Here is a 23,805-nt window from a genome sequence, read left to right on the forward strand (position 1 = left end):
CTTCCGGCACTCGCCTCGATGCGAGGATGCTATCGGGTGGGGTTTTGGATCGTTTGGTCCAGAATGTGTTAGAGTCAGCGACATGCCCAGACCGAGGACCTTCGACGAGGATCGCGCCGTCGACGCCGCGATGCGCGTCTTCTGGACCTCGGGCTACGAGGCGACCTCCACACAGGACCTCTGCGCCGCGACCGGGCTCGGCCGGAGCAGCATCTACAACACGTTCACCAGCAAGCGCGACCTGTTCGACCGCGCCCTGCGGCGGTACGTCGAGGACTTCAGCGCCGCGCAGCTCGAGGTGATCCAGGACGAGTCGCTGCCGATCCGCGAGCGCGTCCGGCGGATCCTGTGGACGGCGGTCGAACCGGAGCCGGACGATCCGGCGGGCTGCTTCGTGATCAACACGACCGTCGAGCTCGGCCCGAAGGAACCTGAGATCGTCGAGCTCCTCGACCGCGACCACGAGACCAAGCTCGCCGCACTCACCACCGCGATCCAGGCGGCGCAGGCAGCCGGCGACCTCGCCGCGGACCACGACGCGGCCGGTCTGGCGGCGTACGTCTTCACCGTCCTCGGCGGCCTGCGGGTCGCCGCCCGGCGCGGCGCGTCCCCGGACAGCCAACGCACGGTCGTCGAGGCCACGCTGCGCAGCTTCTGATCCCGCCTAGGCATCGGTCCGGCTGGTCAGGTTTTGAACCGATTGATCCAGTATGAGAGGACATCATGCCCCGAGCCGTCTACCTGCTCGGTCTGGCGATCTTCGCCCAAGGGACGTCCGAGCTGATGCTCGCCGGACTGCTCCCGGAGATCGCCACCGACCTGCGCGTGTCCATCCCGGCCGCGGGGCTGCTGATCTCCGCGTTCGCGGTCGGCATGCTGGTCGGCGCGCCGATCCTCGCCGTCACCACGCTCCGCTGGTCACGCCGCGTCGCCATGCTGGCGTTCCTCGCGGTCTTCGCCCTCACCCACGTCGCCGGCGCGCTGACCTCGTCGTACGGCGTCCTGCTGGCCACCCGAGTCGCGGGCGCCTTCGTGTACGCCGGGTTCTGGGCCGTCGCCTCGGTGACCGCGATCGAGCTCGCCGGTCCGCAGGCCCGCGCGAAGGCGATGAGCATCCTCGCTGGCGGCCTCACCGTCGCGACCATCGTCGGGCTGCCCGCCGGCACGCTGCTCGGTCAGCACCTCGGCTGGCGGTCCGCGTTCTGGGCGGTCGCCGTACTCTCGGTCCTCGCGATCGCGGGCGTTCTCGCGACGATCCCGCCCGGGCGGCCCGACGCACTCCCCCGCCTGCGCGACGAACTACGCAGCATGATGAATCCGCAGCTGTGGCTCGCGTACGGCACGACGGCGCTGTCGACCGGTGCGATCCTCGTGATCTTCAGCTACCTCGCACCGCTGCTCACCGAAACGACCAAGCTGTCCGACGCGTGGGTGCCGGTGATCCTCGCGCTGTACGGCGTCGGCTCGCTGGCCGGGATCACGATCAGCGGGCGCACCGCGGACCAGCGTCCGTTCGGTACGCTCGCGATCAGTCTGACCGGGGTCGTGCTCGCGGCGGTGATCCTGGCACTGACCGCCGGGACGCCGTGGATCGCCGTCCTCGCGATCGTGGCGGTCGGCACGTTCGGGTTCGCCACCAACCCGGCGGTCAACTCGCGGGTGTTCAGCGTCGCCGGGTCCGCGCCGACGCTGGCGGCGGCGTTCAACATCTCGGCGTTCAACGTCGGGATCACGGTCGGCCCCTGGCTCGGCGGGCTCGCCCTCGACGCGGGCGCCGGCTACCCGTCGGTCGGCTGGATCGGTGCCGGTCTCGGAGTACTTGCCTTCGGCACCATTCCGCTCGCGGTCCGGGCTGCTCAGCCGGGGTACGCGAGGGCCAGCTCGATGACCGGGGTGTAGCCGTCGCGCCGGGCCGCGGTCCAGGTCGCGGCGCCGCCGGCCAGGTCGTCGGTGGTCATCCGGTAGATCAGCGCCCGGATCAGCATCTGCCCCCAGTCCGGCAGGTGCGCCCAGCGCGCGGCGAGGGCGGGCTCCGCGCCGTACCAGCAGAGGGCGTCCGCGACCGCGACGGCGGACGCCCACGCGGTCGGTCGCCAGTACACCGGCCAGTCGATGATCGCCGGCGGCAGCCCGTCGGCGAACATCACGTTCCCCGGCAGGTCGCCGTGCACCACCTGCGACGGCAGCTCCACCGGCCGCCAGGCGGCAACCAGCGGCCCGACCAGCTCGCCGTACGCCGAACTCCCCCGCATCTCCTGCTCCCGCCAGGCGACCCGATCGCCGTCGCACCACGGGTCGCTCCGGGTGTCGATGAAGCCAGGCCGGGGAACCTCAGCCACCGCCTCGTGAAACGCGGCGGCCGCCACAAGCACCTCGTCCTGCCGCCGCACATCGGTCGCCCCGACGAGCAACTCGTTCGCCTCCCACCCGAACGCGACCCACTCCCCGTCCTGAGCCTTCACCGGCCGCGGAACGCGGAATGCGTCCGACTCCGGCAGGACACTCAGTACGTCGCCCCGCCAGGCGCTCTCGCCGTCCGCGCGCTTCAGCACGACGTCGCCGGACCGCCAGGTCTGTCCCTGCCCACCCTGCATGCGCACCGCCGGTTCCGACACGCCGAACGCCGCCAGCACCTGCTCCTCAGGACCCTCCATGCCGCCACTCTTTCATCCCCACCACCTCGGCCTTGAGGTCCGCCCAGAACTTCGTGGTCGCGTCGACGCGGTAGGCCAGCCGGTAGATGGTGGTCTTCTCCGGACCGCGGACCCGGAGCTGGACCTCCGAGCGGCCGGGATGGGCCGCGAGCACGTCGCGCAACCGGTGGACGGTGCGCGGGACGACGTTCGCCTGAGCCGTCTCCAGCACCACCACTCCGACGGTCGCGACGTCGGCGACCGTCACCTCCGAGCCGATCAGGCGCGGTACGTCGTCGCGCTTGTCCAGGCGGCCTTTGACGAAGACGACCACGTCCTCCTGCAGCTTGCCCGAGACCAGTTGGTAGGTCGCCGGGAAGAACAGGCACTCGACGGAGCCGACCAGGTCCTCGACGGTGGCCGTGGCCCAGGGATCGCCCTTCTTCGTTATCCGGCGTTGCAGAGTGGAGATGATGCCGCCGATGGTGACCACCGTGCCGTCCGGGTGGTCGGCGAGGTGGGCGACGGGGACGTCGGTGCGGGCGGCAAGCACGGACTCCAGGCCGAAGAGCGGGTGGTCCGAGACATACAGCCCGAGCATCTCCCGCTCGCGGGCAAGAAGCACCGGCTTGTCCCACTCGTCGTCCGGGAAGGTCTCGTCCTGCGTGAACGCCGGGGAGTCTGTCGCCCCGAAGAGGTCGAACTGACCCTCGGCCTCCTTGCGCTTGACCGCCAGCGCGTTCTCGACCAGTTCCTCGTGCCGGGACAGCAGCCCCTTGCGGGTGTGACCGAGTGTGTCGAAGGCGCCCGCCTGGACCAGCGACTCGACGGCACGCTTGCTACAGGCAACAGCCTCGACCTTCGCGAGGAAGTCCGGGAACGACGTGTACCGCCCACCGGCCCGGCTCCGGACGATCGCGTCGACGACCCCGTCCCCGACGTTCCGGACGGCGGACAACCCGAACAGCACCACGTCGTCGCCGTACGCCGCGAAGTTCGCCAGCGACTCGTTCACGTCCGGCGGCAGCACCTTGATCCCCATCCGCCGGCACTCGTTCAGGTACACCGCGGACTTGTCCTTGTCGTCCTTCACCGACGTCAGCAGTGCGGCCATGTACTCGGCCGGATGGTTCGCCTTCAGGTACGCCGTCCAATACGACACCAGCGCGTACGCCGCCGCGTGCGCCTTGTTGTACGCGTACCCGGCGAACGGGACGAGCACGTCCCACACCGCCTGCGTCGCCGCGTCCGAGATCCCACGCTTGCGGCAGCCGTCGCGGAACGGCACGAACTCCTGGTCGAGCACCGCCTTCTTCTTCTTGCCCATCGCCCGGCGCAACAGGTCCGCCTGCCCGAGGCTGTACCCGGCGAGGATCTGCGCCGCCTTTTGCACCTGCTCCTGGTAGACGACGAGCCCGTACGTGATCCCGAGGACCTCGCGCAGCGGCTCCTCCAGCTCCGGGTGGATCGGCGTGATCTCCTGCTGGCCGTTCTTCCGGAGCGCGTAGTTCGTGTGCGAGTTCATCGCCATCGGCCCCGGCCGGTAGAGCGCGGTGACGGCGGTGATGTCCTCGAACTGGTCCGGGCGCATCAGCCGGAGCAGCGCGCGCATCGCCGTACCGTCGAACTGGAACACGCCGAGGGTGTCGCCGCGGCCGAGCAATTGGAAGGTGGACGTGTCGTCGAGCGGCAGCGCCAGCAGGTCGATCTCCAGGCCTTTGGTACCCCGGACCATCTTCACCGCGTCGTCGATGATCGTCAGGTTGCGTAGCCCGAGGAAGTCCATCTTCAGCAGGCCGAGCGACTCGCAGCTCGGGTAGTCCCACTGCGTGATCGTGACGCCGTCGCTGTGCCGGACCCAGACCGGGACGTGGTCGACGATCGACTCGCTCGACATGATCACGCCGGCCGCGTGCACACCCATCTGCCGGACGAGTCCCTCGACGCCCTTCGCGGTGTCGATCACGGTCCGCGCGTCGGTCTCGTTCTCGTACATCGCCCGCACCTCGGCGGCCTCGTCGTACCGCGGGTGCCGCGGGTCGGTGATCCCGGTCAGGTCGATGCCGGAGCCGCCGACGTCGGCCGGCATCGCCTTGGTGATCCGGTCGCCGGTCGCGTACGGGAAGCCGAGGACGCGGGCCGAGTCCTTGATCGCGTTCTTCGCCTTGATCGTGCCGTAGGTGCCGATCATCGCGACCTTGTCGGCGCCGTACTTCTCGGTGACGTACCGGATCACCTCCACCCGGCGGCGTTCGTCGAAGTCGATGTCGACGTCCGGCATCGAGACCCGCTCGGGATTCAGGAACCGCTCGAAGATCAGGCCGTGCTCGATCGGGTCCAGGTCGGTGATGCCGAGCGCGTACGACACCAGCGACCCGGCCGCCGAGCCGCGGCCCGGCCCGACGGCGATGCCGTGGTTCTTCGCCCACATGATGAAGTCCGCGACCACCAGGAAGTAGCCGGGGAAGCCCATCTGGACGATCACGCCGATCTCGTACTCGACCAGCTGCTGGTACCGCTCGTCCCACCCGTCCGGGTACCGCCGCCGCATCCCGCGCAGCACCTCGTCCTGGAACCAGGTCACCTCGGTGAACCCGTCCGGTACGTCGAACCTCGGCATCAGGTCGCGCTTCGTGAACATCCCGGTGGTGTCGATGCGCTCGGCAACCACCAGGGTATTGCGGCAGCCGTCCTGCCAGGCGTCGGACGAGTCGATCGCGTACATCTCCGGCCCGGACTTGAGGTAGTACCCGGTGCCGTCGAAGCGGAAGCGGTCCGGGTCCGCGAGCGTCTTGCCGGTCTGGATGCAGAGCAGCGCGTCGTGGGCCTTGGCCTCCGCGGCACGGGTGTAGTGCGAGTCGTTCGTGACGAGCGGCGGGAGGTTCAGCGCGCGGCCGACGTCGAGCAGGCCGTCGCGGACGCGGCGTTCGATCTCGATGCCGTGGTCCATCAGCTCGAGGAAGTAGTTCTCCTGGCCGAAGATGTCCCGGTACTGCGCGGCCGCCTCGACGGCTTCGTCGTACTGGCCGAGCCGGAGCCGGGTCTGTACCTCGCCGGACGGGCAGCCGGTCGACGCGATCAGCCCGTGGGACCACTGGGCGAGGCTCTCCTTGTCCATCCGCGGCCACTTCTGCAGCCAGCCCTCCTGGTACGCGTCGGACGAGAGCCGGAAGAGGTTGTGCAGCCCGGTCGCGTCGCGTGCCCAGATCGTCTTGTGCGTGTAACCGCCGGCCCCCGACACGTCGTCGCGCTTCTGCTGCGGCTGACCCCAGAACACGCGTTCCTTGGTACGCCGGGACGCGGGCGCGACGTACGCCTCGATGCCGATGATCGGGGTGATCCCGGCCTTCCGCGCCTGGTGGAAGAAGTCGTACGCGCCGTGCAGGTTCCCGTGGTCGGAGATCGCGAGATGGGTCATGCCGTGCTCGGCGCAGGCCGCGAACAGGTCCTTCAGCCGCGCGGCGCCGTCGAGCAGCGAGTACTGGGTATGGACGTGCAGATGTGTGAACGAAGGCACCCGGGCTCCACAACTGTCTGTTGTCTGTGGCCCTCATCCAAGGCGTCGATCGCAGCGTCGATCAAACAACCCGTCGACCGCCTCGACAACCGTCGGTTGTACTGTCTGGTCGCGTGAATCTCGACAGCCTGCGCGCGTTCGTCGCCGTTGCCGAGGAGGGCCAGTTCCGGTACGCCGCCGACCGGCTCCGGCTGAGCCAGCAGGCGGTGTCGAAACGGATCGCGGCACTCGAGTCCTCGCTCGGCGTCGCGCTGTTCGACCGGGTCCCCACCGGCGCGACGTTGACCGCGGCCGGACGGACCTTCCTGCCGCACGCCCACGCCGTACTGATCGCCGCCCGGCACGCGGTGGAGTCCGTCCAGCACGAGGCACGGCCGTTGCGCGTCGACATCCTCGGCTCGCGGGTGCTGCCCGGTGTACTGATGCTGGACTTCCACCAGCGGCACCCGGACGTCGCGCTGAAGACGCTCGTACTGCGTGGTCTGGGCGCGTCACTGCCCGCCCTGCAGTCGGGCGAGATCGACGCGACGTTCGCGTACCACCCGGAGCCGCTGCCGGCCGGGGTCGAGAGCACGCTCGCGTACCTCGAGCCGCACGAGGTGATCGTCGGCGCCGGGCATCCGCTCGCGCACCGGACCGCGGTGCCGGTGGACGAGCTGCGCCGGTACACGTTCTGGATCCCGGGGATCATCGACGGCAGCGAGTGGGGTGCGTTCTACCAGGAACTGTCCGCCGCGTTCGGGCTGACGATCGACTCGACCGGGCCGAACTTCGGCTTCGAGGACCTCATCGGGACGATCGCCGAGTCGAAGTCGGTGATCACGTTCTGGGGCGAGCGGACCCGCGAGGTCGGCCCGTGGCCGCGCGGCGTGCGGCGGCTGCGGGTGGTGGACCCGACGCCGGTCTATCCGTGGTCGCTGATCTGGCTGAGCTCGAACCGGCACCCGGATCTCGCCAAGCTCATCGAGCACGTCCGCGGGCAGTCGCAGCCGGACGTCGACGATCTGTGGTTGCCTGAGCGGCTGCGCGGGTCGGTGTCCGATCGGCGGGCGGATCGCCTCTAGGATTTCGCGGTGACTGATCTCGACCTGTTCGGCGACCTCGACACCGGCGCGCTCCCGGAGCGGCAGCAGCGGATCCTGGTGGTGATCCGGGACTGGGTGACGCGGCACGGGTACCCGCCGAGCAGCCGGCAGATCGGCGACGCGGTCGGTCTGAAGTCCTCGTCGTCGGTGTCGAAGCATCTGGCCGCGCTCGAGGACAAGGGGTTCCTGCGGCGCAGCCCGTCGGTCTCGCGGCCGATCGACGTGCGGATGTTCCTGCAGGAGACCGCTACCCAGTCGGTGAGCGATCAGAACGTTCCGGTCCCGGTCGTCGGCGACATCGCCGCCGGTACGCCGATCTCGGCCGTCGAGCACGTGGACGACGTACTGCAACTCCCCCGCGGGCTGACCGGGCGCGGCACCGTGTTCGGGCTGCGGGTGCGCGGCGAGTCGATGATCGACGCGGCGATCTGCGACGGCGACATCGTCGTGGTCCGCCAGCAGGCCGAGGCGCACTCCGGGCAGATCGTCGCCGCGATGATCGACGAGGAGGCGACCGTCAAGGTGTACCGGCGCCGCAACGGCCACGTGTACCTGGAGCCGCGGAACCCGGCGTACGAAGTGATCGACGGCGACAACGCGACCGTGCTCGGCGTCGTCGTGTCGGTACTGCGCAGCGTCTAACTCTCCAGATTGGTCTTGAGCCGGGCGAGATTGGCCGGCATCTCCTTGCGGGACTGCGGTACGACGATCAGCGGGACCAGGACCTTGCCGATGCCGTGCCCCTCGAAGTCGAGGTCGATCGTCAGCGTGCTCGCGTCCCGGCCGGCGATCGGCTCGACGGTGACGTTCACGGTCGCGCGGATCGGGCCGTCCTCGCCGCGGACCGCCCAGGAGCGCGGCGGGTCGAAAACGGTCAGCCGCGACGTCACGTCGCGTTCCCGGCCGCCGATCCTGCGGGTGGTCAGGCACTTCGCCCCGACAACCGGCTCGCCGCCTTCCAGGTGGCCGCCGGTGACGCCGGCCTGCCATTCGGGGAAGTGGTTCGGGTCGGTGACGTAGGCGAACACCTCGTCCGCGGTCCGCTCGACCTCGACCTTGGTCACGATCGTTGTCATCTCGGTTCTCCCTCCAGGCGTTCATGGAGCAGGTCCAGCTGCGCTGGGTTGGTGGTGAGTCGGGCGGCGCGTTCGTCGGCCGCGTGGGCCTCGGCTGGGCGGTCCAGGTCGCGGAGGAACTGGGCGCGTGTCGCGTGGAAGAGCGGGTAGGTGTCGAGGTCCGCGCCCAGTGTGTCGAGCTCTTTGAGCGCGGTGGCCGAGTCCTCGACGTACGACAGGGCGATCGTGCGGTGCAGGCACGTGACCGGGCTCGGCTGCAGGGTCAGCAACATGTCGTAGAGGACGAGGATCTGCGGCCAGTCGGTGGCGTCCCAGCTCGCCGCCTCGCTGTGGCAGGCGGCGATCGCGGCCTGCAGTTGGTACGGGCCGGGTGCGCGGTGGCGGCGGGCGGTGCGGGTGAGCAGGCCGGTGGCTTCGGTGATCGCGGTGTGGTCCCAGAGCGAGCGGTCCTGGTCCGCGAGCAGGACAAGGTTCGGCGTGAAGCGGGCCGCCGTACGGGCGCGGTGCAGGCGGATCAGGGCGAGAAGGCCGGCCACCTCGGGTTCGTTCGGGAGCAGGCCGTGCAGCAGTGCGGTCAGCCACTCCGCGTCGTCGACGAGGTCGCGCGAGTGGGCGCGTTCCGCCGTACTCGACAGGTAGCCCTCGTTGAAGAGCAGGTAGATGACGGTCAGTACCTCGGTCAGCCGCTCGGGCAGCTCGTCGTCGCGCGGGATCCGGTACGGGATGCCCGCGTCGGTGATCTTGCGCTTCGCCCGGGTGATCCGCTGCGCCACGGCCGACTCGGACGCGAGGAACGCCGCCGCGATCTGTGCGGTCGTCAGCCCGCACACGACCCGCAGCGTGAGCGCGACCTGCGCCTCGCGGGCGAGCGCCGGGTGGCAGCAGATGAAGATCAGCCGGAGCCTGTCGTCCGGCGGCGGCTGTTCCGGTTCCTGCAGCAGCGCCAGCTTGGCCCGGTAGTTCTCCTGCCGCCGCAGTACGTCGAGGCCGCGCCGCTTCGCGACCGTGAACAGCCAGGCGTCCGGCCGCGCCGGGATCCCCTCGACCGGCCACCGCCGCAGCGCGACCTCGACCGCGTCCTGGACCAGGTCCTCGGCCGCGGCGAAGTCGCCCAGCAACGACACCAGCCCACCCGCCAGCCGACCCGCGTGATCACGCACCACGCGGGCCAGCTCGTCCTGTCCGGTCACATCTCCGCGACCGGACGGATCTCGATCACCGGGCAGGCGGGCCACGTCTTCACCATCCGGAGGGCTTCGTCCAGGTCCTCGACGTCGATCTCGGTGAACCCGGACACCACCTCCTTGCCCTCGATGAACGGCCCGTCGGTGGTCAGCGTCGCGCCGTCCAGCCGCACCGTCGTCGCGGTCTCCCGGCCCTGGAGCTTGCTGCCCCGGCTGGTGATCTTGTCCGCGTGGTCGTCGAACCACTGGTACACCCGCCGGTACGCCTCCTCCTTCTCGGCCGGGCTCAGCGCCTCGAAGTCCTTCGCGAACTGCTCGGTCTCGATGAACATCAGCACGTACTTCACCCGCACACCTCCTTCAGGCCAGTGTGGCGTAGAGGTCGACACCGTTTCCGGACGGATCGGCGACGGTCGCGTAACGCATCCCCCACGGCGCGTCGTACGGCTCCTGCAGGCTGGTCACGCCGGCGGCGACGAGTTCGGCGTACGTCGAGTCCACCTCGGCCGGCGTGCCGTACTCGAAGGTCAGGAACGCCCGGCTCGTCGCCGGCGGCGTCCAGTTCGCGGTGATCTTGGCGCGCGACTCGTCGGTGTCGAGCATCAGGTGCAACCCGTTCGGCAGGTCGCAGCCGGCGTGGTCGTCCGGCATGTACTGGTCGCGCTCGAACGTGAGCCCGAGCCGGGCGTAGAACTCGATCGCGGCGCCGAGGTCGGAGACGACGACGTCGATGATCTTCACGGTGTTGATCGGGGTAGCCACGGCACTTCTCCTCTGCTGAACGAACAACTCTCACCCAGCAGACGATCGGCGTACCCCGGGATCCGACACTCTGACAGGGTGGGTCCATGAACCGACCGTTGTTCGCCCGGATGTACGCCCGGGTCCGGCCCACGCTCGACCAGGCCGGTGCGGCCGAACACCGTCGCCGGCTGCTCGCGGGGACGGCCGGCCGGGTGATCGAGGTCGGCGCCGGCGACGGCGGCAACTTCGCGCACTACCCGCCAGAGGTCACTCACGTCCTCGCCGTGGAACCCGAGCCCTTCCTCCGCGCCCAGGCCCGCCAGCAGGCGTCGGCCGCGGCGGTCCCGGTCGAGGTCGTCGAGGGTACGGCGGACCACCTGCCGGCCGCCGACGCCTCGGCCGACGTGGTCGTGGTGTCGCTGGTCCTCTGCTCGGTCCCCGACCAGCAGATCGCCCTCGCCGAGGCCCGGCGGGTACTACGCCCCGGCGGCGAGCTCAGGTTCTACGAACACGTCGCCGCCGAACCCGGCCGCCTCGCCACCGTCCAGCGGATCGCCGACGCCACCCTGTGGCCGCTGTTCGTCGGCGGCTGCCACACCCACCGCGACACGGCGGCCGCGATCACGGCCGCCGGTTTCGCCATCGAGGACCTGGACCGCTTCCAGTTCCCGCCCGACCGGGTGACCCCGGCCGGGCCGCACATCCTGGGCCGCGCCCGGCTCACGGGGTGAGGTCGGTCGCGGCGCGGCCCTCCGGGAAGTACATCGGGACCGAGGCCTGGTCGTGAACGATCTTCCAGTCGCCGTCGATCCGTTGCCAGGCCGCGGTCCAGCGCACCCACATGCCGGCCTCGGCACCGTTCACGAGCGTGCCGCTGATGCGGTTGACGGCGTACGTCACCGCGAGGTCGCCGTCGACCAGCACGGTCAGGTCGCGGACCTCGTAGCCGAGCGGCGGCCGGTAGACCGTGAACACCTTCTCCCAGTTCTGCAGCTTCGTCTCCGCGCCGAGGTGCCGCAGCGGCGCCTCGACGTCGAACGAGACCAGGTTCGGCGCGAAGATCGTCTTCAGCGCACCCAGGTCCCCGCTCCGGATCCCCTCCAGCAACGTCTCGATCCGCTCCCGGATCTCCAGCTCTGACTTCGCGTTGTTCGTCATACCCGGTACGACGGGACAGGTCCGCGTAATGTCAGACCTCACACTTGCGCGAGCCGTTTCGTCGTACCGGGTATGAGCGAGAGGACCGACATGGCCGAGCCCGGCCTGGACGCGATCATGAGCGAGCGGCGCCAGCTGATCAACCTGGCGTACCGCCTGCTCGGGTCGCTGGCCGACGCCGAGGACGTGGTGCAGGAGACCTACGCCCGGTGGTACGCGATGACCCTGGACGAGCGGCACGCGATCGAGAACCCGGCCGCGTGGCTCACCAGGGTCGCGAGCCGGATCTGCCTCGACCAACTGCGCTCCGCACGGGCCCGGCGCGAGCGGTACGTCGGCGAGTGGATCCCCGAGCCGCTGCCCGACGACGTCGACGGCCCGGCCGATCCGGCGGACCGGGTCACGCTGGACGAGTCGGTGAACATGGCGTTCCTGGTCGTGCTGGACGCGATGACGCCCGCCGAGCGGGTCTCGTTCATCCTGCACGACGTGTTCCGGTACCCGTTCCCGGAGGTCGCCGAGATCGTCGGCCGGACGCCCGCGGCCTGCCGGCAGCTCGCCTCGTCGGCCCGTCGCCGGATCCGCGCGTCCCAGTCCCCGACTCCCCCGTCGGCGCGGAAGGCGGAGCTGGTCCGGGCGTTCAAGGCGGCCTGGGAGGCCACCGACATCCAGGCGATCGTCAACCTGCTCGACCCGGACGCCACCGCGGTCGCCGACGGTGGCGGCCTGGTCAGCGCGTTCCTCGATCCGATCCATGGCGGGACCCAGGTCGCGCAGCGCTTCACCCAGCTGCCGGTCGTCCGGCACGGCCGGACGATCGTCGAGCGGCTGGTCAACGGTCAGCCCGGCCTGGTCATCGAGTTCGAGGGCACGGTCGAGACCGTGCTCGCGTTCGACTTCGCGGGCGACCTGATCACGAACATCTGGACGGTCAGGAACCCGGAGAAGCTGCGTCCCTGGATGCACTGACCAGCGTCATCACGGTCTCCTGCGCACACGCCTTGTTGACGCCGATCCCGCCGCGCGCGCCCCGTTTGATCCAGCCCGCCACGTAGTGCCCCGGCCGGTCGACGACGGCGCCGCGGACGTTCGGCACGATCCCCCGGCCGGCGTCGAACGGCAGCCCGTCGACCGGCCGGCCCTCGAACCCGATCGCGGTGAATAGGTTGCCTGCGGCAATGACCTCGCCGGTGTCGAGGGTCAACGCGGCGGACGTCCAGGCGGTCGGCCGGGCGTGGTACCGGAGCTCGACCCGGTCCCCCGCGACCGCGAGCAGTTCCTGCAGGGCCGGTTCGGTGTACGCCGCCTCGTCCGGACCGCGGCGGCCGAGCAGCACGACCTCCTTGATCCCGCTGGCCGCGAGCGTACGCCGTACCTCGGGCGGCACGTCCATCGTGCGGTCGCTCAGCAGCACCCGGGCGATGTCGATCGCCACGTTCCCGTTGCCGACGACAACCGCCCGCGGTCCGGCCAGCGCGGGTGGCGGCGTCGCGCCCGGTCGCCCGTTGTACCAGGCAACAAAGTCCTCCGCCGTACAGGCCGCGTCCTCACCGTCGATCCCGAGCCGCCGGCTGCTCCAGGCCCCCACCGCATGCACGACGGCATCGAACCCGTCGCTCGGCAGCGCGGCCGCGTCCGTTCCCGGACGCCAGTGGACGCGCGGATGGCGGATCAGCCGCTCGAAGTTGTCGATGATCTGTTTCGTCTGCGGGTGATCCGGCGCGACCCCGAACCGCACCAACCCACCGAGGTGCTCGCTCCGATCCACGACAGTGATGTCAGCCGTCGTCCGCAGCAACAACTCGCGCGTCGCGTACATCCCCGCCGGCCCGGCTCCCACCACCAGCACCCGGCGCGGACCGCCGCCCCACACCTGGTAGGACACCGGCTCCCAGGTGTCCAGGTCCGTCGCCTCCAGCGGCTCCCGATCCGCGAAGTACGCCGCGTTCCGCTGCACGTCCTCCGGCAGCGACTCGTCGGCCGGCTTCGCCGCGTCGACCGGGCAGATGTCGGCGCACGCACCGCAGTCGATACAGGTCCGCGGATCGACGAACAGACTCGCCCCGGTCCCGAACCCCGGCTCACCCGGCGACGGATGGATGCTGTTCATCGGGCAGACCGCGACGCAGCTCGCATCCGAGCAGCAATCCCCCGAGATCGCGTAGCTCACAGCAGTCCGGTCCGCCGATACACCCGGGACGCGGCCGGTGTCAGCAGCCCGACCGAGCCGAGGAAGTCCATCAGGTTCGCGCAGCTGGTCCGCAGCAGCGACCGGTGATGCTCGTTCTGCCGCGCCTCGCGCACGGCCCGGTCGGCGTCCAGCCCGGCGTTCACGTACACCTCGCGCCCGACCATGCTCGACACGATCATGTCGGCCGCGATCGCGATCACCAGCGCACTCACCCACCGCCGCCCACGGCCCGCGTTCGCCAGCCGCTCGCGCGTCTCCTCGCGTGCGAACACCATGTGCCGCGACTCCTCGACCACGTGGATGTGGTTCACGGTCCGCACCAGTGGCTCGACCCGGTTGTCCCGCATCCAGTCCCGCTGCATCACGTCCAGGACCTCCTCGGCGACCAGGATCGCGGCGTACGCCGACTCGCCGGTCGCGACGGTCTTGAACATCCGCCCGAGCTCACGCGCCAGCAGCCGCGGCCGGTACGCCGGGTCCACCAGCCGGCCGGACGCCTTCGCGAACATGATCGAGTGCCGGCACTCGTCCGCGATCTCGGTCAGCGCCCACTGGAACTCAGGGCTGCGCGCGGGCTTGTCGTAGATGTCGCGCAGGATCAGCTGCTGCAGGATCATCTCGAACCAGATCCCGGTCGTCGCCGTCGACGCCGACTCGTGCCGGGTCAGCTCGCGCTGCTGCGCCTCGGTCAGCTCGTCCCAGTACGGCGTGCCGTACAGCGTGCTCCACTCCGGCGACATCCCGTACGCGTCGCCGACCGGGGCGTCCCAGTCGATCTCGGTCTCGGGGTCGCGGGACAGCCGGCTCGCCGACCCCAGCAACCGTTCAGCGGTCTGGTCCATCGCACACCTCCGGGGCGACATGACATCGTCTATGTAACATAACTGATGGTTCACGCTCCTGTCGAGATGCGCGCCGATGTAACGCGCGCTACAGTGTCGCCTGTGACGGATCGATGGCTGGTCTTGCTGGTACGGATCCCGGTGGAGCCCTCGCGGCACCGCGTGGCGGTGTGGCGCGAGCTGCGGAAGGCCGGCGCGCTGTCCCTCGGGCAGGGCGTCTGGGCGGTCCCCGAGCTCCCGGTCTTCGAGGCCGCCGTCCAGCGGACGGCCGAGCTGGTCGCGCGCGCCGAGGGCGAGGTGACGATGCTCGAGGCGGCCGGGAAGGACGCGGCCGACGGCGCCCGGCTGCGCGGGCTGTACGACGAGGCCCGGCGGGCGGACTGGACCGAGTTCCTGGCGGACTGCCGCAAGTTCGAGGACGAGATCGCCAAGGAGATCCGGATCGAGAAGTTCACGCTGGCCGAGCTCGAGGAGGAGGAGCAGAGCCTCGAACGCCTGCGCCGCTGGCACCGCGACCTCACCAGCCGCGACGTCTTCGGTACGCCGGAAGCCGCCGAGGCCACCGCCCGGCTCAAGGACTGCGCCGCCTGCTGCGAGGAGTACGCCGAACTCGTGTTCCGCGCCCTGCACCAGCTCCCCGGTGATGCACAGTGAAGAAGATGTGGCCGCTGTACGCCGCCGGCTTCACCACCGCGTTCGGCGCGCACGCGATCGCGGCGAACCTCGGTGGACTGTCGTCCGACGCGGTGAAGTCACTGATGACGCTCGGCATCCTGCTCGCGCTGTACGACGGCGCCGAGGTGCTGCTGAAACCGGTCTTCGGCACGATCTCGGACCGGATCGGCGCCCGGCCGGTTCTGCTGTTCGGGCTGCTCGGCTTCGCCGTTGCCTCCGGCACCTATGTGGTCGCGGACCGGCCCGGCTGGCTGTGGGTCGCCCGCCTCGGCCAAGGAGCCGCGGCCTCGGCCTTCTCCCCCGCCGCCTCCGCGCTCGTCGCCCGGCTGAACCCGTCGGCGAAGCACGGGCGGGCGTTCGGCAGCTACGGCTTCTACAAGAGCCTCGGCTACACGGCCGGCCCGCTGCTCGGCGGCGGAGTCGTCTGGCTCGGCGGATTCCGCCTGCTGTTCGGCGTGATGACGGTCCTCGCGGTGGCGGTCGCCGTGTGGGCGCTGGTCGTCGTACCCGTCGTACCGCCGTTGCCGCGGACCCGGCAGACCGTGTTCGATCTCGCCCGGCGGATCACCGACCCGGCGTTCCTGCGGCCGACTACCGCGCTGGCCGCGGCGACGGCGGCGTTGTCGGTCGGTGTCGGGTTCCTGCCGGTCACGGGCGCGTCGGACGGCCTCGGGACGATCGCCACCGGCGCAGCCGTTTCCTTACTCGCGGCAACGGCCGCCGTGGTCCAGCCGCGGTCGGGCCGGGCGCTGGACGCAGGCAGGCTGACCACGCGGACCGGCATCGCGATCGGCCTCGGCCTGGCCGCTGCGGGCTTCGTCTGTGCGGCGCTGCCCGGGGTGGTGTTCCTCCTCGTCGCGGCCGCGCTGATCGGTGCCGGGACGGGTGTGATCACCCCGCTCGGATTCGCCGCCCTCGCGGCGAGTACACCGCCGGAGCGGATGGGTCAGACGATGGGCACGGCCGAACTGGGCCGGGAGCTCGGCGACGCGGGCGGCCCGCTGCTCGTCGCCGCGGTCGCGTCGATCGCCGTCCTCGACGCCGGGTACGTCGTACTCGCGGTGCTGCTCGCGGTCGGGCTGCTCATCCTCCGCCCGGCACGAAGCTGAACAGGCTCTCACCCTTCACCAGAGGTTCAGGCACGCCGGCGAACCGGTGCACACCGACGCCGAAGCCGGCTTCCTTGTCCGACACCCACACCCGCTCGAAACCGCTCGTCTCGAACCAGTCGCAGATCGACGGCACCAGGTCCGGCTCGCCGCGGTGCCGGGTCCAGATCACCGTCGCCCCGGTCCGGCAGAACTGCCGGCTGCCCGCGATCGTCCGCCGGATGTCGGCGTTCGTGATGTTGCCGAAGATCCCGGTGAGCAGGACCAGCTCGGCCGGCACGAACCCGTCGTAGTGCTCGGTCAGCGATGCGTCACCGGTGACCACCTCGACCCCCTCCGGCGCCTGGTCCCGCGCATCGGCGGCCAACTCCGGATCCAGCTCGACCAGCCGCGCCCGTACGTCGGCGGCCCGCGGATGATCCCGCAGTACGCCGAGCAGGTCGCGGCCCTGTCCCGCGCACAGGCTGATCACGGGGATCGGCCCGGCCGGCGCCCGATCGAGCGCGGCGCGCACCTGCGCCTGAACGGTCAGCAACCGCTGCGCGAGATCGGATCCGGGGTCGTCGTACCGCTGATGCCAGGTGCGCCAGTCCACGTGCGCACCCTACGGCCCGGGTGGGTCCGATGATCTGTAACCTCACAGTGACCGACAGGCAGGAACTTCCGGGCCCGATGGATAGTTGTTCTTCCGGAGCCCGTGCGCGATCAGAGGAGAGTCATGGCAAGGCGTGTCGAACAGAAGGCTGCGGCCCGTGAGCGGATCGCCGCGCAGCAGGCCGCCCAACGGCGGGCCGAGCAGCGCCGGCGGCTTCTGCTCGCGGTGGGTGCGGTCGTTCTGGTCGTGGTGATCGTCGGCGGGCTGATCACGATCCGGCTGGTCGGCGGCGGCAAGAAGACCGCGCAGGGGCCGAGCGGCGCGCTCGACCCGGCCCTGGTCACCGCGCTCGGCTCGGTGCCGGACTCCACGTTCTCCACCGTCGGCAGCTCCGGCGTGACGACGGCTCCGTCGGCGATCAACGACCAGCCGGCCCTGACCGCGAACGGCAAGCCGAAGGTGCTCTACATCGGCGCCGAGTACTGCCCGTTCTGCGCCGCCGAGCGCTGGCCGGTCGTGGTCGCGCTGTCCCGCTTCGGCACCTTCAAGGACCTCGGTACGACGCACTCCGCCTCCGCGGACGTGCATCCGAACACGCCGTCGCTGTCGTTCCACGGCTCGACGTACACGAGCCAGTACCTGTCCTTCACCGGCGTCGAGACCACGACCAACGAGGTCGAGGGCAACAGCTACAAGCCGCTCGACACCCCGACCGCCGAGGACCAGGCGACGCTGCAGAAGTACGACAACGTGCCGTACGTCGCCAAGGACAGCGCCGGGTCGATCCCGTTCATCGACATCGGCAACAAGTTCATCGGCTCCGGGGCGACGTACTCCCCCGACGTGCTGGCCGGCAAGACCCAGGCGCAGATCGTCGACGCGCTGAAGGACCCGGCGAGCCCGATCACCAAGGCGGTCATCGGCTCGGCCAACGTGTACACGGCGGCGATCTGCAAGATCACCAACAACCAGCCGTCGAACCTGTGCACGAGCGCGGCCGTCACCGGCGCCGCCGGCAAGCTCGGCGCTGCGAAGGGCTGACCGATGACCGGTACGACAGAGCGGTCCTCGTCGCGTACCTCGCTGGGCGTGATCCCGTGGGCCACGCTGGCGGTCTCGATCGCCGGGCTGGCCGTGGCGGCGTACCTGACCTACGAGCACTTCACCGCCGGTACGACGCTGGCCTGCCCGGACACCGGCGTGGTCAACTGCGCCAAGGTCACCAGCAGCCAGTACTCGAAGGTCTTCGGCATCCCGGTCGCACTCCTCGGCCTGCTGTTCTTCGTCGGCATGACCGCGCTGTCGATCCCCCCGATGTGGCGTACGCCGTCCCCGTGGCCCGGCCGGCTGCGGCTCGTCGGCGTACTCACCGGCGTGGTCTTCGTCTGCTACCTGATCTGGGCCGAGCTCTTCCAGATCAACGCGATCTGCCTGTGGTGCACCGTCGTCCACGCCCTCACCCTGGTCCTGTTCGGCCTGGTCATCGTCCGCCTGGCCCTCCTGCCACCCGCGTCATGACCACCTCCAGTCGCGGACCTCGGGGAGGTCCTCGCCGTACCGCGTGACGTACGCGTGGTGCCGCGTGCGCTGGTCGGCGAAGTGCTGGCGGGCGGCAGCGGCGCGGGTGCCGAGGGACGGGACGCGGTCGATCACGTCCATCGCCAGGTGGTAGCGGTCGAGGTTGTTGCGGACGACCATGTCGAACGGCGTGGTCGTCGTACCTTCCTCGATGTAGCCGCGGACGTGCAGGTTCGCGTGACCACGGCGGCGGTAGGTCAGGCGATGGATCAGCCACGGGTAGCCGTGGTACGCGAAGATCACCGGCTTGCCGGTCGTGAACAGCGCGTCGTACTCCGCGTCCGGCAGCCCATGCGGATGTTCGGTCGCGTCCTGCAACCGCATCAGGTCGACCACGTTGACGACCCGGATCCGCAGCTCCGGGAGATGTTCGCGCAGCAGCGAGACCGCGGCCAGCGTCTCCAGCGTCGGTACGTCGCCCGCGCACGCCATCACCACGTCCGGGTCGCCGGCGTCGTTGCTCGCGAAGTCCCAGATCCCGGCGCCGCGCGCGCAGTGCAGCGCGGCCGCCTCCCAGCCGAGCCAGTTCGGCTGCGGTTGCTTGCCCGCGACAACGACGTTTATGTAGTTCCGGGTCCGCAGGCAGTGGTCCATCGTGGACAGCAGCGTGTTCGTGTCCGGCGGCAGGTACACCCGGACGACCTCGGCCTTCTTGTTCACCACGTGGTCGATGAACCCCGGGTCCTGGTGCGAGAACCCGTTGTGGTCCTGCCGCCACACGTGCGAGGTGAGCAGGTAGTTCAGCGACGGGATCCGCCGCCGCCAGTCCAGCCGGTTGATCGTCTTCAGCCACTTCGCATGCTGGTTCACCATCGAGTCGACGATGTGCACGAACGCCTCGTACGACGAGAACAGCCCGTGCCGGCCGGTCAGCAGGTACCCCTCGAGCCAGCCCTGGCAGGTGTGCTCGCTGAGGATCTCCAGCACCCGCCCGTCGGCGGCGAGGTGGTTGTCGGTGTCGAAGCGGTCCGCGAGCCAGCGCTTGCCGGTCTCCTCGTACACGGCGGTCAGCCGGTTGGACTCGGTCTCGTCCGGGCCGAAGAGTCGCAGGTTGTCCGGGTTCAGCCGGAACGCGTCGCGCAGGAACGCGCCGAACACCTTGGTCGGCTCCCCGTCCTCGGCGCCCGGCACCTTGACCGGTACGGCGTACTCCTCGACCGCCGGCAACTCCAGGTCCCGGCTCAGCTCGCCGCCGTTCGCGTGCGGGCTCGACCCCATCCGGCGCTGCGGAACCAGCTCCAGCAGGCCCGGTACCGGGCGACCGTGGTCGTCGAAGAGCTCCTCGGGGCGGTAGCTGCGGAGCCAGGACTCCAGTTGCCGGAGGTGGTCCTCGTTCGTGCGGACCCCGGACAACGGGACCTGGTGGGCCCGCCAGGTGCCTTCGACCTGCTCGCCGTCGACGGTGTGCGGGCCGGTCCAGCCCTTCGGCGTACGGAACACGATCATCGGCCACGCCGGCCGGACCGCCTCCTGCTTGATCTCGTCGATCCGGTCCAGGCACACGTCCAGCGTCGCCGCGAGGGCCTGGTGCACCTCGGCCGGGTCGGACCCCTCGACCAGGTACGGCTCGTACCCGTACCCGCGCATCAGCGCCGTCAGCTCGTCGTCACCGATCCGCGCGAGCACCGCCGGGTTCGCGATCTTGTACCCGTTCAGGTGCAGGATCGGCAGTATGGCGCCGTCGCGCACCGGGTTCAGGAACTTGTTCGAGTGCCAGGACGCCGCGAGTGGCCCGGTCTCGGCCTCCCCGTCCCCCACCACACACGCCACGAGCAGGTCCGGATTGTCCGCGGCCGCGCCGTACGCGTGACTCAGCGAGTACCCCAGCTCGCCGCCCTCGTTGATCGACCCCGGTACGTCGGCCGCGACATGACTCGGTACGCCGCCCGGGAACGAGAACTGCTTGAACAGCCGCGCCATCCCCACCTCGTCGCGGGTGGTGTTCGGGTACGCCGCCGTCCAGCTGCCCTCCAGCCAGGTGTTCGCCACCAGCGCCGGACCTCCGTGTCCCGGTCCGGTCACGAACAGTACGTCACGGTCGCGCCGCCGGATCACCCGGTTCAGGTGCGCGTACAGCAGATTCAGGCCGGGCGTCGTACCCCAATGGCCGAGCAGCCGGGGCTTGATGTGCCCGGCCCGCAGCGGCTCCCGGAGCAGCGGATTCGCGAGCAGGTAGATCTGCCCTACGGACAAGTAGTTCGCCGCCCGCCAGTACGCGTCGATCCCCCGCAACTCCTGATCGCTCAACGGCCGGCCGTCGATCTGGTCCACTTCCTCACCCCTCGTGTTCGCCGGAGCTGGCCTTCCGGTCGGCTAATACCCAGTGCCGGTCTGCAACATTCGGGGCGGGGCAGGTAGCATGGTGTCTCGATCGCGCACACAGGAGCGGTGAATTCTGAAAGCCGTGTTCCTGGGCACTCTCTGGGCGACCCTCTGGACGACACCGGGTGGCGTCTCGTCGGCGGGTCGGTCCCCGCGCGGTCCGGCGTTCCGCCACGGCCCGGTCGTGGCACGACACAGGAGGAAATGTTGGCCCGACGAGGTCAGCGCCAGCCCGGCGCTACCCGTTCCGCACCCCGTCGCCGGCGTCGCGTCCGCGACGGTGAGTCCGACGGTCTGATCCAGGTCCTCGCACAGGCGGTCCGCGAGGTCGAGAACGCGGTCACCCGCGCCGCGATCAAGCCCTCGACCCGGACGAAGTTCCAGGTCGTCGCTCTGCTGGTCCGCGAGGAGCGGGCCCGGGTGAACGGCGACGCCGCGGCCACCGAGGCGTACCGCACCGAGCAGTTGCGACGGCTCGACGGGATCGCGACGATCCTGGCCAAGACCGCCGCGCTGGAGCCGTCGCTGCTCGTGCTGCTCGCCGAGGACGCGGTGATCTCCGAGGCGGCGGCAGCGCTCAAGCGGCAGATGATCGAGGAGGCCGGCCTGGAGGCTCCCGAGGAGCCGGAGCCGGCCGAGCCGGCGGCCGTCCCGGAGACCCAGACCCGGCGGGTGGTGCCGCAGGCCGTGGTGTCCCGGCAGCTCGCCAACCCGTTCCTCGCCCCGGACTTCTCCGCGGCCCCGAACCGCCCGGCCGGTCCGAGCCGGCTCGGCGGCTGGGAGCTGATCGGGCCGCTGCTGCGCTCGTTCGAGCACGCGGCCGCCACGGCGAGCATGTCGCTGCCGGACCCGACCTCGCTGCGGCTGGCCGGCGGGATCGACGCGCTCCGGCTCCGCGGCCTCGAACTGATGCCGCACCAGGCCCGGCTGATTGCCGCCGCCGCGGAGGGGCACCGGACGTTCCTGCTCGCCGACGAGCCCGGCCTCGGCAAGACCGCTCAGGCGCTGCTCGCCGCGCAGGCCGCGAACGCCTACCCGCTGCTCGCCGTCGTACCGAACGTGGTCAAGACCAACTGGGCCCGCGAGGCCGGCCTCTGGACCCCGCGCAAGACCCCGACCGTGATCCACGGCGACGGCGACTCGATCGACGGGTTCGCCGACATCGTCGTGGTCAACTACGAGGTCCTGGACCGGCATGTCGGCTGGCTCGGCGACCTCGGGTTCCGCGGCATGGTGGTGGACGAGGCGCACTTCATCAAGAACAAGAAGTCGCAGCGCTCCCGGAACGTGCTCGAGCTGTCCAACCGGATCCGCTCCCGGACCACCCGGCCGCTGCTGATGGCGCTCACCGGTACGCCGCTGATCAACTCGATCGAGGACTTCACCGCGATCTGGGAGTTCCTCGGCTGGGTCGACGAGAAGGCGCCGCGGGCCGAGCTGATGGAGAAGCTCGACGCCACCGACCTGACCCCGGCCGACCCCGGGTTCGCCGCGGCCGCCCGGGCCAGCGTGATCGACATGGGCATCGTCCGGCGCCGCAAGGTGGACGTCGCCGCGGACATCCCGGCCCGCCGGATCGCGGACCTGCCGGTCGAGCTGGACGGCGCCCTCGGGCGCTCGATCCGGGCCGCCGAACGGGAGCTCGCCGACCGCCTGGTCGCGCGCTACCGGACCGCGCTGGAGACCCGGCGTTCGGGTGCCGTCGTGGAGGGTATCGACCACGACCTGGTCCGCCAGGTGGCCGGCTGGGAGCGGACCGAGATGGCCGCGAAGAAGACCGGCGACAACGTGTTCAGCCTGTTCCGCCGGATCGGTCAGGCGAAGGCCGGGCTCGCCGCGGACTACGCGGCACAGCTCGCGCAGAACGTCGGCAAGGTGGTCTTCTTCGCCCGGCACATCGAGGTGATGGACACCGCCGAGGAGCTGTTCGCCGAGCGCGGCATCAAGTACTCCTCGATCCGCGGCGACCAGACGTCCCGGACTCGGCAGAAGAACATCGATGCCTTCGTCAACGATCCCGAGGTGTCGATCGCGGTCTGCTCGCTGCTCACCGCGGGCGTCGGCCTGAACCTGCAGGTCTCCTCGAACGTCGTCCTCGCCGAGCTCTCCTGGACGAACGCCGAGCAGACCCAGGCGATCGACCGGGTGCACCGGATCGGCCAGGACGAGCCGGTCACCGCGTGGCGGATCATCGCCGCGCAGACCATCGACACCCGGGTCGCCGACCTGATCGACGCCAAGGCCGGCCTGGCCGCGATGGCGCTCGACGGCTCCGACGAAGAGGTCGGCTCCTCGGCCGACTTCCAGCTCGAGGCCCTGACCGCCCTACTGACCCGGGCCCTGGAGAACGCCGCCTGACAACTCGCCCACCGGCAGCTCGACGTCGAGAGTGTTGGTTGCCGGGGCGAGTGGGCAGGTCCAGTCCGGGCTGTAGGCGCACGACGGGTTGTAGGCGAAGTTCAGGTCGACGACGAAGCGTCCGGTGGACAGGTCGCTGCCGAGGTCGGCGCCCTTGACGGTGTCGATCAGGTAGCGGCCGCCGCCGTACGTCTGCTTGTTCCTGTCCTTCACGGGGATGAAGAGGCCGCCGCCGTAGGACTCGAGCCACCAGACGTCGAGGTCGCCGATCGGTAGATGCAGGGTGCCGACGAGGGAGAACGGGATCACGCCGTCGGTGGCCGACTGGAACTCCCAGCTGTCGGGCTTGACGTCGGTGTCGAGGGTGGCTTCGAAGCGGTACTGCGGGTCGTACGGGGCCACGGGTGCTCCGCGATAGGTCTCGCGGTGTTGGCCCGGGACTGGGGAGGCCGGGTGGTGGGTGAGGAGGGTGTTGCGGGTGGATTGCCAGTGGGTGTGAGCACTGGCTGGGTCTGGGTCGGCGCGGACAGCGCGGTACAGGTCGAACACCTGCCGGCGCCAGTCGGCCACCGCGAGCGCCGGTCCCCCGAACCGCGCAGCAGCACCTGTCAGCCCTTCCCCCGAAACCACCGCAGCACCTGTCAGCCCTTCCCCCGAAACCACCGCAGCACCTGTCAGCTCTTGCTCGGAAACCGCCGCAGCACCTGTCAGCTCTTGCTCCTGGTCCATCGGATCTCC

General features: G+C 70.3%; 23 protein-coding genes. 11 read left to right on the forward strand and 12 right to left on the reverse strand.

Annotation, left to right across the window (positions count from 1 at the left end; all coding sequences use genetic code 11):
- The first annotated feature begins 82 nt into the window (after positions 1–82).
- Entirely contained in the window at positions 83–658 is a 576-nt protein-coding gene (locus ACQHIV_RS10630) for a TetR/AcrR family transcriptional regulator (RefSeq protein ID WP_427893319.1), read from the forward strand.
- Between the two features lie 65 nt (positions 659–723).
- Positions 724–1,899, forward strand: coding sequence for a Cmx/CmrA family chloramphenicol efflux MFS transporter (locus ACQHIV_RS10635; protein WP_427893320.1), 1,176 nt, complete (start codon positions 724–726; stop codon positions 1,897–1,899).
- Here the strand turns inward: ACQHIV_RS10635 and ACQHIV_RS10640 are convergent.
- Together ACQHIV_RS10640 and dnaE are read right to left on the reverse strand one after the other, a co-directional pair.
- Positions 1,857–2,654: a TIGR02569 family protein gene (locus ACQHIV_RS10640; RefSeq protein ID WP_427893321.1), complete on the reverse strand. Its 798-nt coding sequence runs from the start codon at positions 2,652–2,654 to the stop codon at positions 1,857–1,859. The genes ACQHIV_RS10635 and ACQHIV_RS10640 overlap by 43 nt on opposite strands.
- The gene (dnaE, locus tag ACQHIV_RS10645; protein WP_427893322.1) at positions 2,641–6,150 is read right to left on the reverse strand and encodes a DNA polymerase III subunit alpha; all 3,510 of its coding nucleotides are present in this window, start codon (positions 6,148–6,150) and stop codon (positions 2,641–2,643) included. Before dnaE ends, ACQHIV_RS10640 begins: the two co-directional genes overlap by 14 nt.
- Positions 6,151–6,263: 113 nt before the next feature.
- Here dnaE and ACQHIV_RS10650 point away from each other — a divergent pair, with 113 nt between their 5' ends.
- A complete protein-coding gene (locus ACQHIV_RS10650; protein WP_427893323.1) occupies positions 6,264–7,214 on the forward strand; it encodes a LysR family transcriptional regulator in 951 nt (316 codons plus the stop codon).
- 9 nt (positions 7,215–7,223) lie between these two features.
- Positions 7,224–7,877: a transcriptional repressor LexA gene (lexA, locus tag ACQHIV_RS10655; RefSeq protein ID WP_427893324.1), complete on the forward strand. Its 654-nt coding sequence runs from the start codon at positions 7,224–7,226 to the stop codon at positions 7,875–7,877.
- Here lexA and ACQHIV_RS10660 read toward each other — a convergent pair.
- Genes ACQHIV_RS10660 through ACQHIV_RS10675 form a run of 4 tightly spaced genes read right to left on the reverse strand, consistent with a single transcriptional unit; the run spans position 7,874 to position 10,257 of the window.
- Positions 7,874–8,311, reverse strand: a complete 438-nt coding sequence (locus tag ACQHIV_RS10660) for an SRPBCC family protein (protein WP_427893325.1) — start codon at positions 8,309–8,311, stop codon at positions 7,874–7,876. The two genes, lexA and ACQHIV_RS10660, sit on opposite strands and share 4 nt — an antisense overlap.
- A complete protein-coding gene (locus tag ACQHIV_RS10665; protein WP_427893326.1) occupies positions 8,308–9,501 on the reverse strand; it encodes an RNA polymerase sigma factor in 1,194 nt (397 codons plus the stop codon). Before ACQHIV_RS10665 ends, ACQHIV_RS10660 begins: the two co-directional genes overlap by 4 nt.
- Positions 9,498–9,842, reverse strand: a complete 345-nt coding sequence (locus ACQHIV_RS10670; RefSeq protein WP_427893327.1) for a YciI family protein — start codon at positions 9,840–9,842, stop codon at positions 9,498–9,500. The genes ACQHIV_RS10665 and ACQHIV_RS10670 overlap by 4 nt, the downstream gene beginning before the upstream one ends.
- 13 nt (positions 9,843–9,855) lie before the next feature.
- Positions 9,856–10,257: a VOC family protein gene (locus tag ACQHIV_RS10675; protein WP_427893328.1), complete on the reverse strand. Its 402-nt coding sequence runs from the start codon at positions 10,255–10,257 to the stop codon at positions 9,856–9,858.
- Positions 10,258–10,343: 86 nt separating this feature from the next.
- On the opposite strand from ACQHIV_RS10675, the gene ACQHIV_RS10680 reads away from it, so the two are divergent.
- Complete coding sequence (locus tag ACQHIV_RS10680) at positions 10,344–10,970, forward strand: class I SAM-dependent methyltransferase (protein WP_427893329.1); 627 nt, start codon at positions 10,344–10,346, stop codon at positions 10,968–10,970.
- On the opposite strand, the gene ACQHIV_RS10685 is transcribed toward ACQHIV_RS10680, so the two are convergent.
- Positions 10,960–11,397, reverse strand: coding sequence for a YybH family protein (locus tag ACQHIV_RS10685; RefSeq protein WP_427893330.1), 438 nt, complete (start codon positions 11,395–11,397; stop codon positions 10,960–10,962). The two genes, ACQHIV_RS10680 and ACQHIV_RS10685, sit on opposite strands and share 11 nt — an antisense overlap.
- Before the next feature lie 72 nt (positions 11,398–11,469).
- Between ACQHIV_RS10685 and sigJ the strand changes: the two genes are divergently transcribed.
- The gene (gene sigJ / locus ACQHIV_RS10690) at positions 11,470–12,366 is read left to right on the forward strand and encodes an RNA polymerase sigma factor SigJ (RefSeq protein ID WP_427893331.1); all 897 of its coding nucleotides are present in this window, start codon (positions 11,470–11,472) and stop codon (positions 12,364–12,366) included.
- Here sigJ and ACQHIV_RS10695 read toward each other — a convergent pair.
- Entirely contained in the window at positions 12,329–13,567 is a 1,239-nt protein-coding gene (locus tag ACQHIV_RS10695; protein ID WP_427893332.1) for an FAD-dependent oxidoreductase, read from the reverse strand. The two genes, sigJ and ACQHIV_RS10695, sit on opposite strands and share 38 nt — an antisense overlap.
- On the reverse strand, positions 13,564–14,430 hold the full coding sequence (locus tag ACQHIV_RS10700; RefSeq protein ID WP_427893333.1) for an AurF N-oxygenase family protein: 867 nt from the start codon (positions 14,428–14,430) through the stop codon (positions 13,564–13,566). The genes ACQHIV_RS10695 and ACQHIV_RS10700 overlap by 4 nt, the downstream gene beginning before the upstream one ends.
- A 102-nt stretch (positions 14,431–14,532) precedes the next feature.
- Between ACQHIV_RS10700 and ACQHIV_RS10705 the strand changes: the two genes are divergently transcribed.
- The gene (locus tag ACQHIV_RS10705) at positions 14,533–15,084 is read left to right on the forward strand and encodes a Chromate resistance protein ChrB (protein ID WP_427893334.1); all 552 of its coding nucleotides are present in this window, start codon (positions 14,533–14,535) and stop codon (positions 15,082–15,084) included.
- Between the two features lie 5 nt (positions 15,085–15,089).
- Positions 15,090–16,214, forward strand: a complete 1,125-nt coding sequence (locus ACQHIV_RS10710; RefSeq protein WP_427896454.1) for an MFS transporter — start codon at positions 15,090–15,092, stop codon at positions 16,212–16,214.
- On the opposite strand, the gene ACQHIV_RS10715 is transcribed toward ACQHIV_RS10710, so the two are convergent.
- Complete coding sequence (locus ACQHIV_RS10715; RefSeq protein ID WP_427893335.1) at positions 16,189–16,809, reverse strand: SAM-dependent methyltransferase; 621 nt, start codon at positions 16,807–16,809, stop codon at positions 16,189–16,191. The two genes, ACQHIV_RS10710 and ACQHIV_RS10715, sit on opposite strands and share 26 nt — an antisense overlap.
- A gap of 123 nt (positions 16,810–16,932) precedes the next feature.
- On the opposite strand from ACQHIV_RS10715, the gene ACQHIV_RS10720 reads away from it, so the two are divergent.
- Both ACQHIV_RS10720 and ACQHIV_RS10725 read left to right on the forward strand, forming a co-directional pair.
- Positions 16,933–17,850, forward strand: coding sequence for a DUF929 family protein (locus ACQHIV_RS10720; protein ID WP_427893336.1), 918 nt, complete (start codon positions 16,933–16,935; stop codon positions 17,848–17,850).
- Positions 17,851–17,853: 3 nt separating this feature from the next.
- Positions 17,854–18,327 (forward strand): vitamin K epoxide reductase family protein, encoded by a 474-nt coding sequence (locus tag ACQHIV_RS10725; protein WP_427893337.1) that lies wholly within the window; start codon positions 17,854–17,856, stop codon positions 18,325–18,327.
- Here the strand turns inward: ACQHIV_RS10725 and ACQHIV_RS10730 are convergent.
- Positions 18,322–20,658: a phosphoketolase family protein gene (locus ACQHIV_RS10730; RefSeq protein ID WP_427893338.1), complete on the reverse strand. Its 2,337-nt coding sequence runs from the start codon at positions 20,656–20,658 to the stop codon at positions 18,322–18,324. The genes ACQHIV_RS10725 and ACQHIV_RS10730 overlap by 6 nt on opposite strands.
- Positions 20,659–20,913: 255 nt before the next feature.
- Between ACQHIV_RS10730 and ACQHIV_RS10735 the strand changes: the two genes are divergently transcribed.
- The gene (locus ACQHIV_RS10735; RefSeq protein ID WP_427893339.1) at positions 20,914–23,067 is read left to right on the forward strand and encodes a DEAD/DEAH box helicase; all 2,154 of its coding nucleotides are present in this window, start codon (positions 20,914–20,916) and stop codon (positions 23,065–23,067) included.
- Here the strand turns inward: ACQHIV_RS10735 and ACQHIV_RS10740 are convergent.
- The gene (locus ACQHIV_RS10740; protein WP_427893340.1) at positions 23,035–23,796 is read right to left on the reverse strand and encodes a DUF1684 domain-containing protein; all 762 of its coding nucleotides are present in this window, start codon (positions 23,794–23,796) and stop codon (positions 23,035–23,037) included. The two genes, ACQHIV_RS10735 and ACQHIV_RS10740, sit on opposite strands and share 33 nt — an antisense overlap.
- Positions 23,797–23,805 lie beyond the last annotated feature (9 nt).

Source organism: Kribbella polygonati, assembly GCF_050320105.1.
GTDB lineage: Bacteria > Actinomycetota > Actinomycetes > Propionibacteriales > Kribbellaceae > Kribbella.

What these genes read in the sequence shown, in the direction of transcription:
- ACQHIV_RS10630 (WP_427893319.1), top strand. Translation starts at nt 83, where the DNA reads ATGCCCAGACCGAGGACCTTCGACGAGGATCGCGCCGTCGACGCCGCG.
- ACQHIV_RS10635 (WP_427893320.1), top strand. Translation starts at nt 724, where the DNA reads ATGCCCCGAGCCGTCTACCTGCTCGGTCTGGCGATCTTCGCCCAAGGG.
- ACQHIV_RS10640 (WP_427893321.1), bottom strand. Translation starts at nt 2,654, where the DNA reads ATGGAGGGTCCTGAGGAGCAGGTGCTGGCGGCGTTCGGCGTGTCGGAA.
- ACQHIV_RS10660 (WP_427893325.1), bottom strand. Translation starts at nt 8,311, where the DNA reads ATGACAACGATCGTGACCAAGGTCGAGGTCGAGCGGACCGCGGACGAG.
- ACQHIV_RS10680 (WP_427893329.1), top strand. Translation starts at nt 10,344, where the DNA reads ATGAACCGACCGTTGTTCGCCCGGATGTACGCCCGGGTCCGGCCCACG.
- ACQHIV_RS10685 (WP_427893330.1), bottom strand. Translation starts at nt 11,397, where the DNA reads ATGACGAACAACGCGAAGTCAGAGCTGGAGATCCGGGAGCGGATCGAG.
- sigJ (WP_427893331.1), top strand. Translation starts at nt 11,470, where the DNA reads ATGAGCGAGAGGACCGACATGGCCGAGCCCGGCCTGGACGCGATCATG.
- ACQHIV_RS10700 (WP_427893333.1), bottom strand. Translation starts at nt 14,430, where the DNA reads ATGGACCAGACCGCTGAACGGTTGCTGGGGTCGGCGAGCCGGCTGTCC.
- ACQHIV_RS10710 (WP_427896454.1), top strand. Translation starts at nt 15,090, where the DNA reads ATGTGGCCGCTGTACGCCGCCGGCTTCACCACCGCGTTCGGCGCGCAC.
- ACQHIV_RS10720 (WP_427893336.1), top strand. Translation starts at nt 16,933, where the DNA reads ATGGCAAGGCGTGTCGAACAGAAGGCTGCGGCCCGTGAGCGGATCGCC.
- ACQHIV_RS10725 (WP_427893337.1), top strand. Translation starts at nt 17,854, where the DNA reads ATGACCGGTACGACAGAGCGGTCCTCGTCGCGTACCTCGCTGGGCGTG.
- ACQHIV_RS10735 (WP_427893339.1), top strand. Translation starts at nt 20,914, where the DNA reads ATGTTGGCCCGACGAGGTCAGCGCCAGCCCGGCGCTACCCGTTCCGCA.
- ACQHIV_RS10740 (WP_427893340.1), bottom strand. Translation starts at nt 23,796, where the DNA reads ATGGACCAGGAGCAAGAGCTGACAGGTGCTGCGGCGGTTTCCGAGCAA.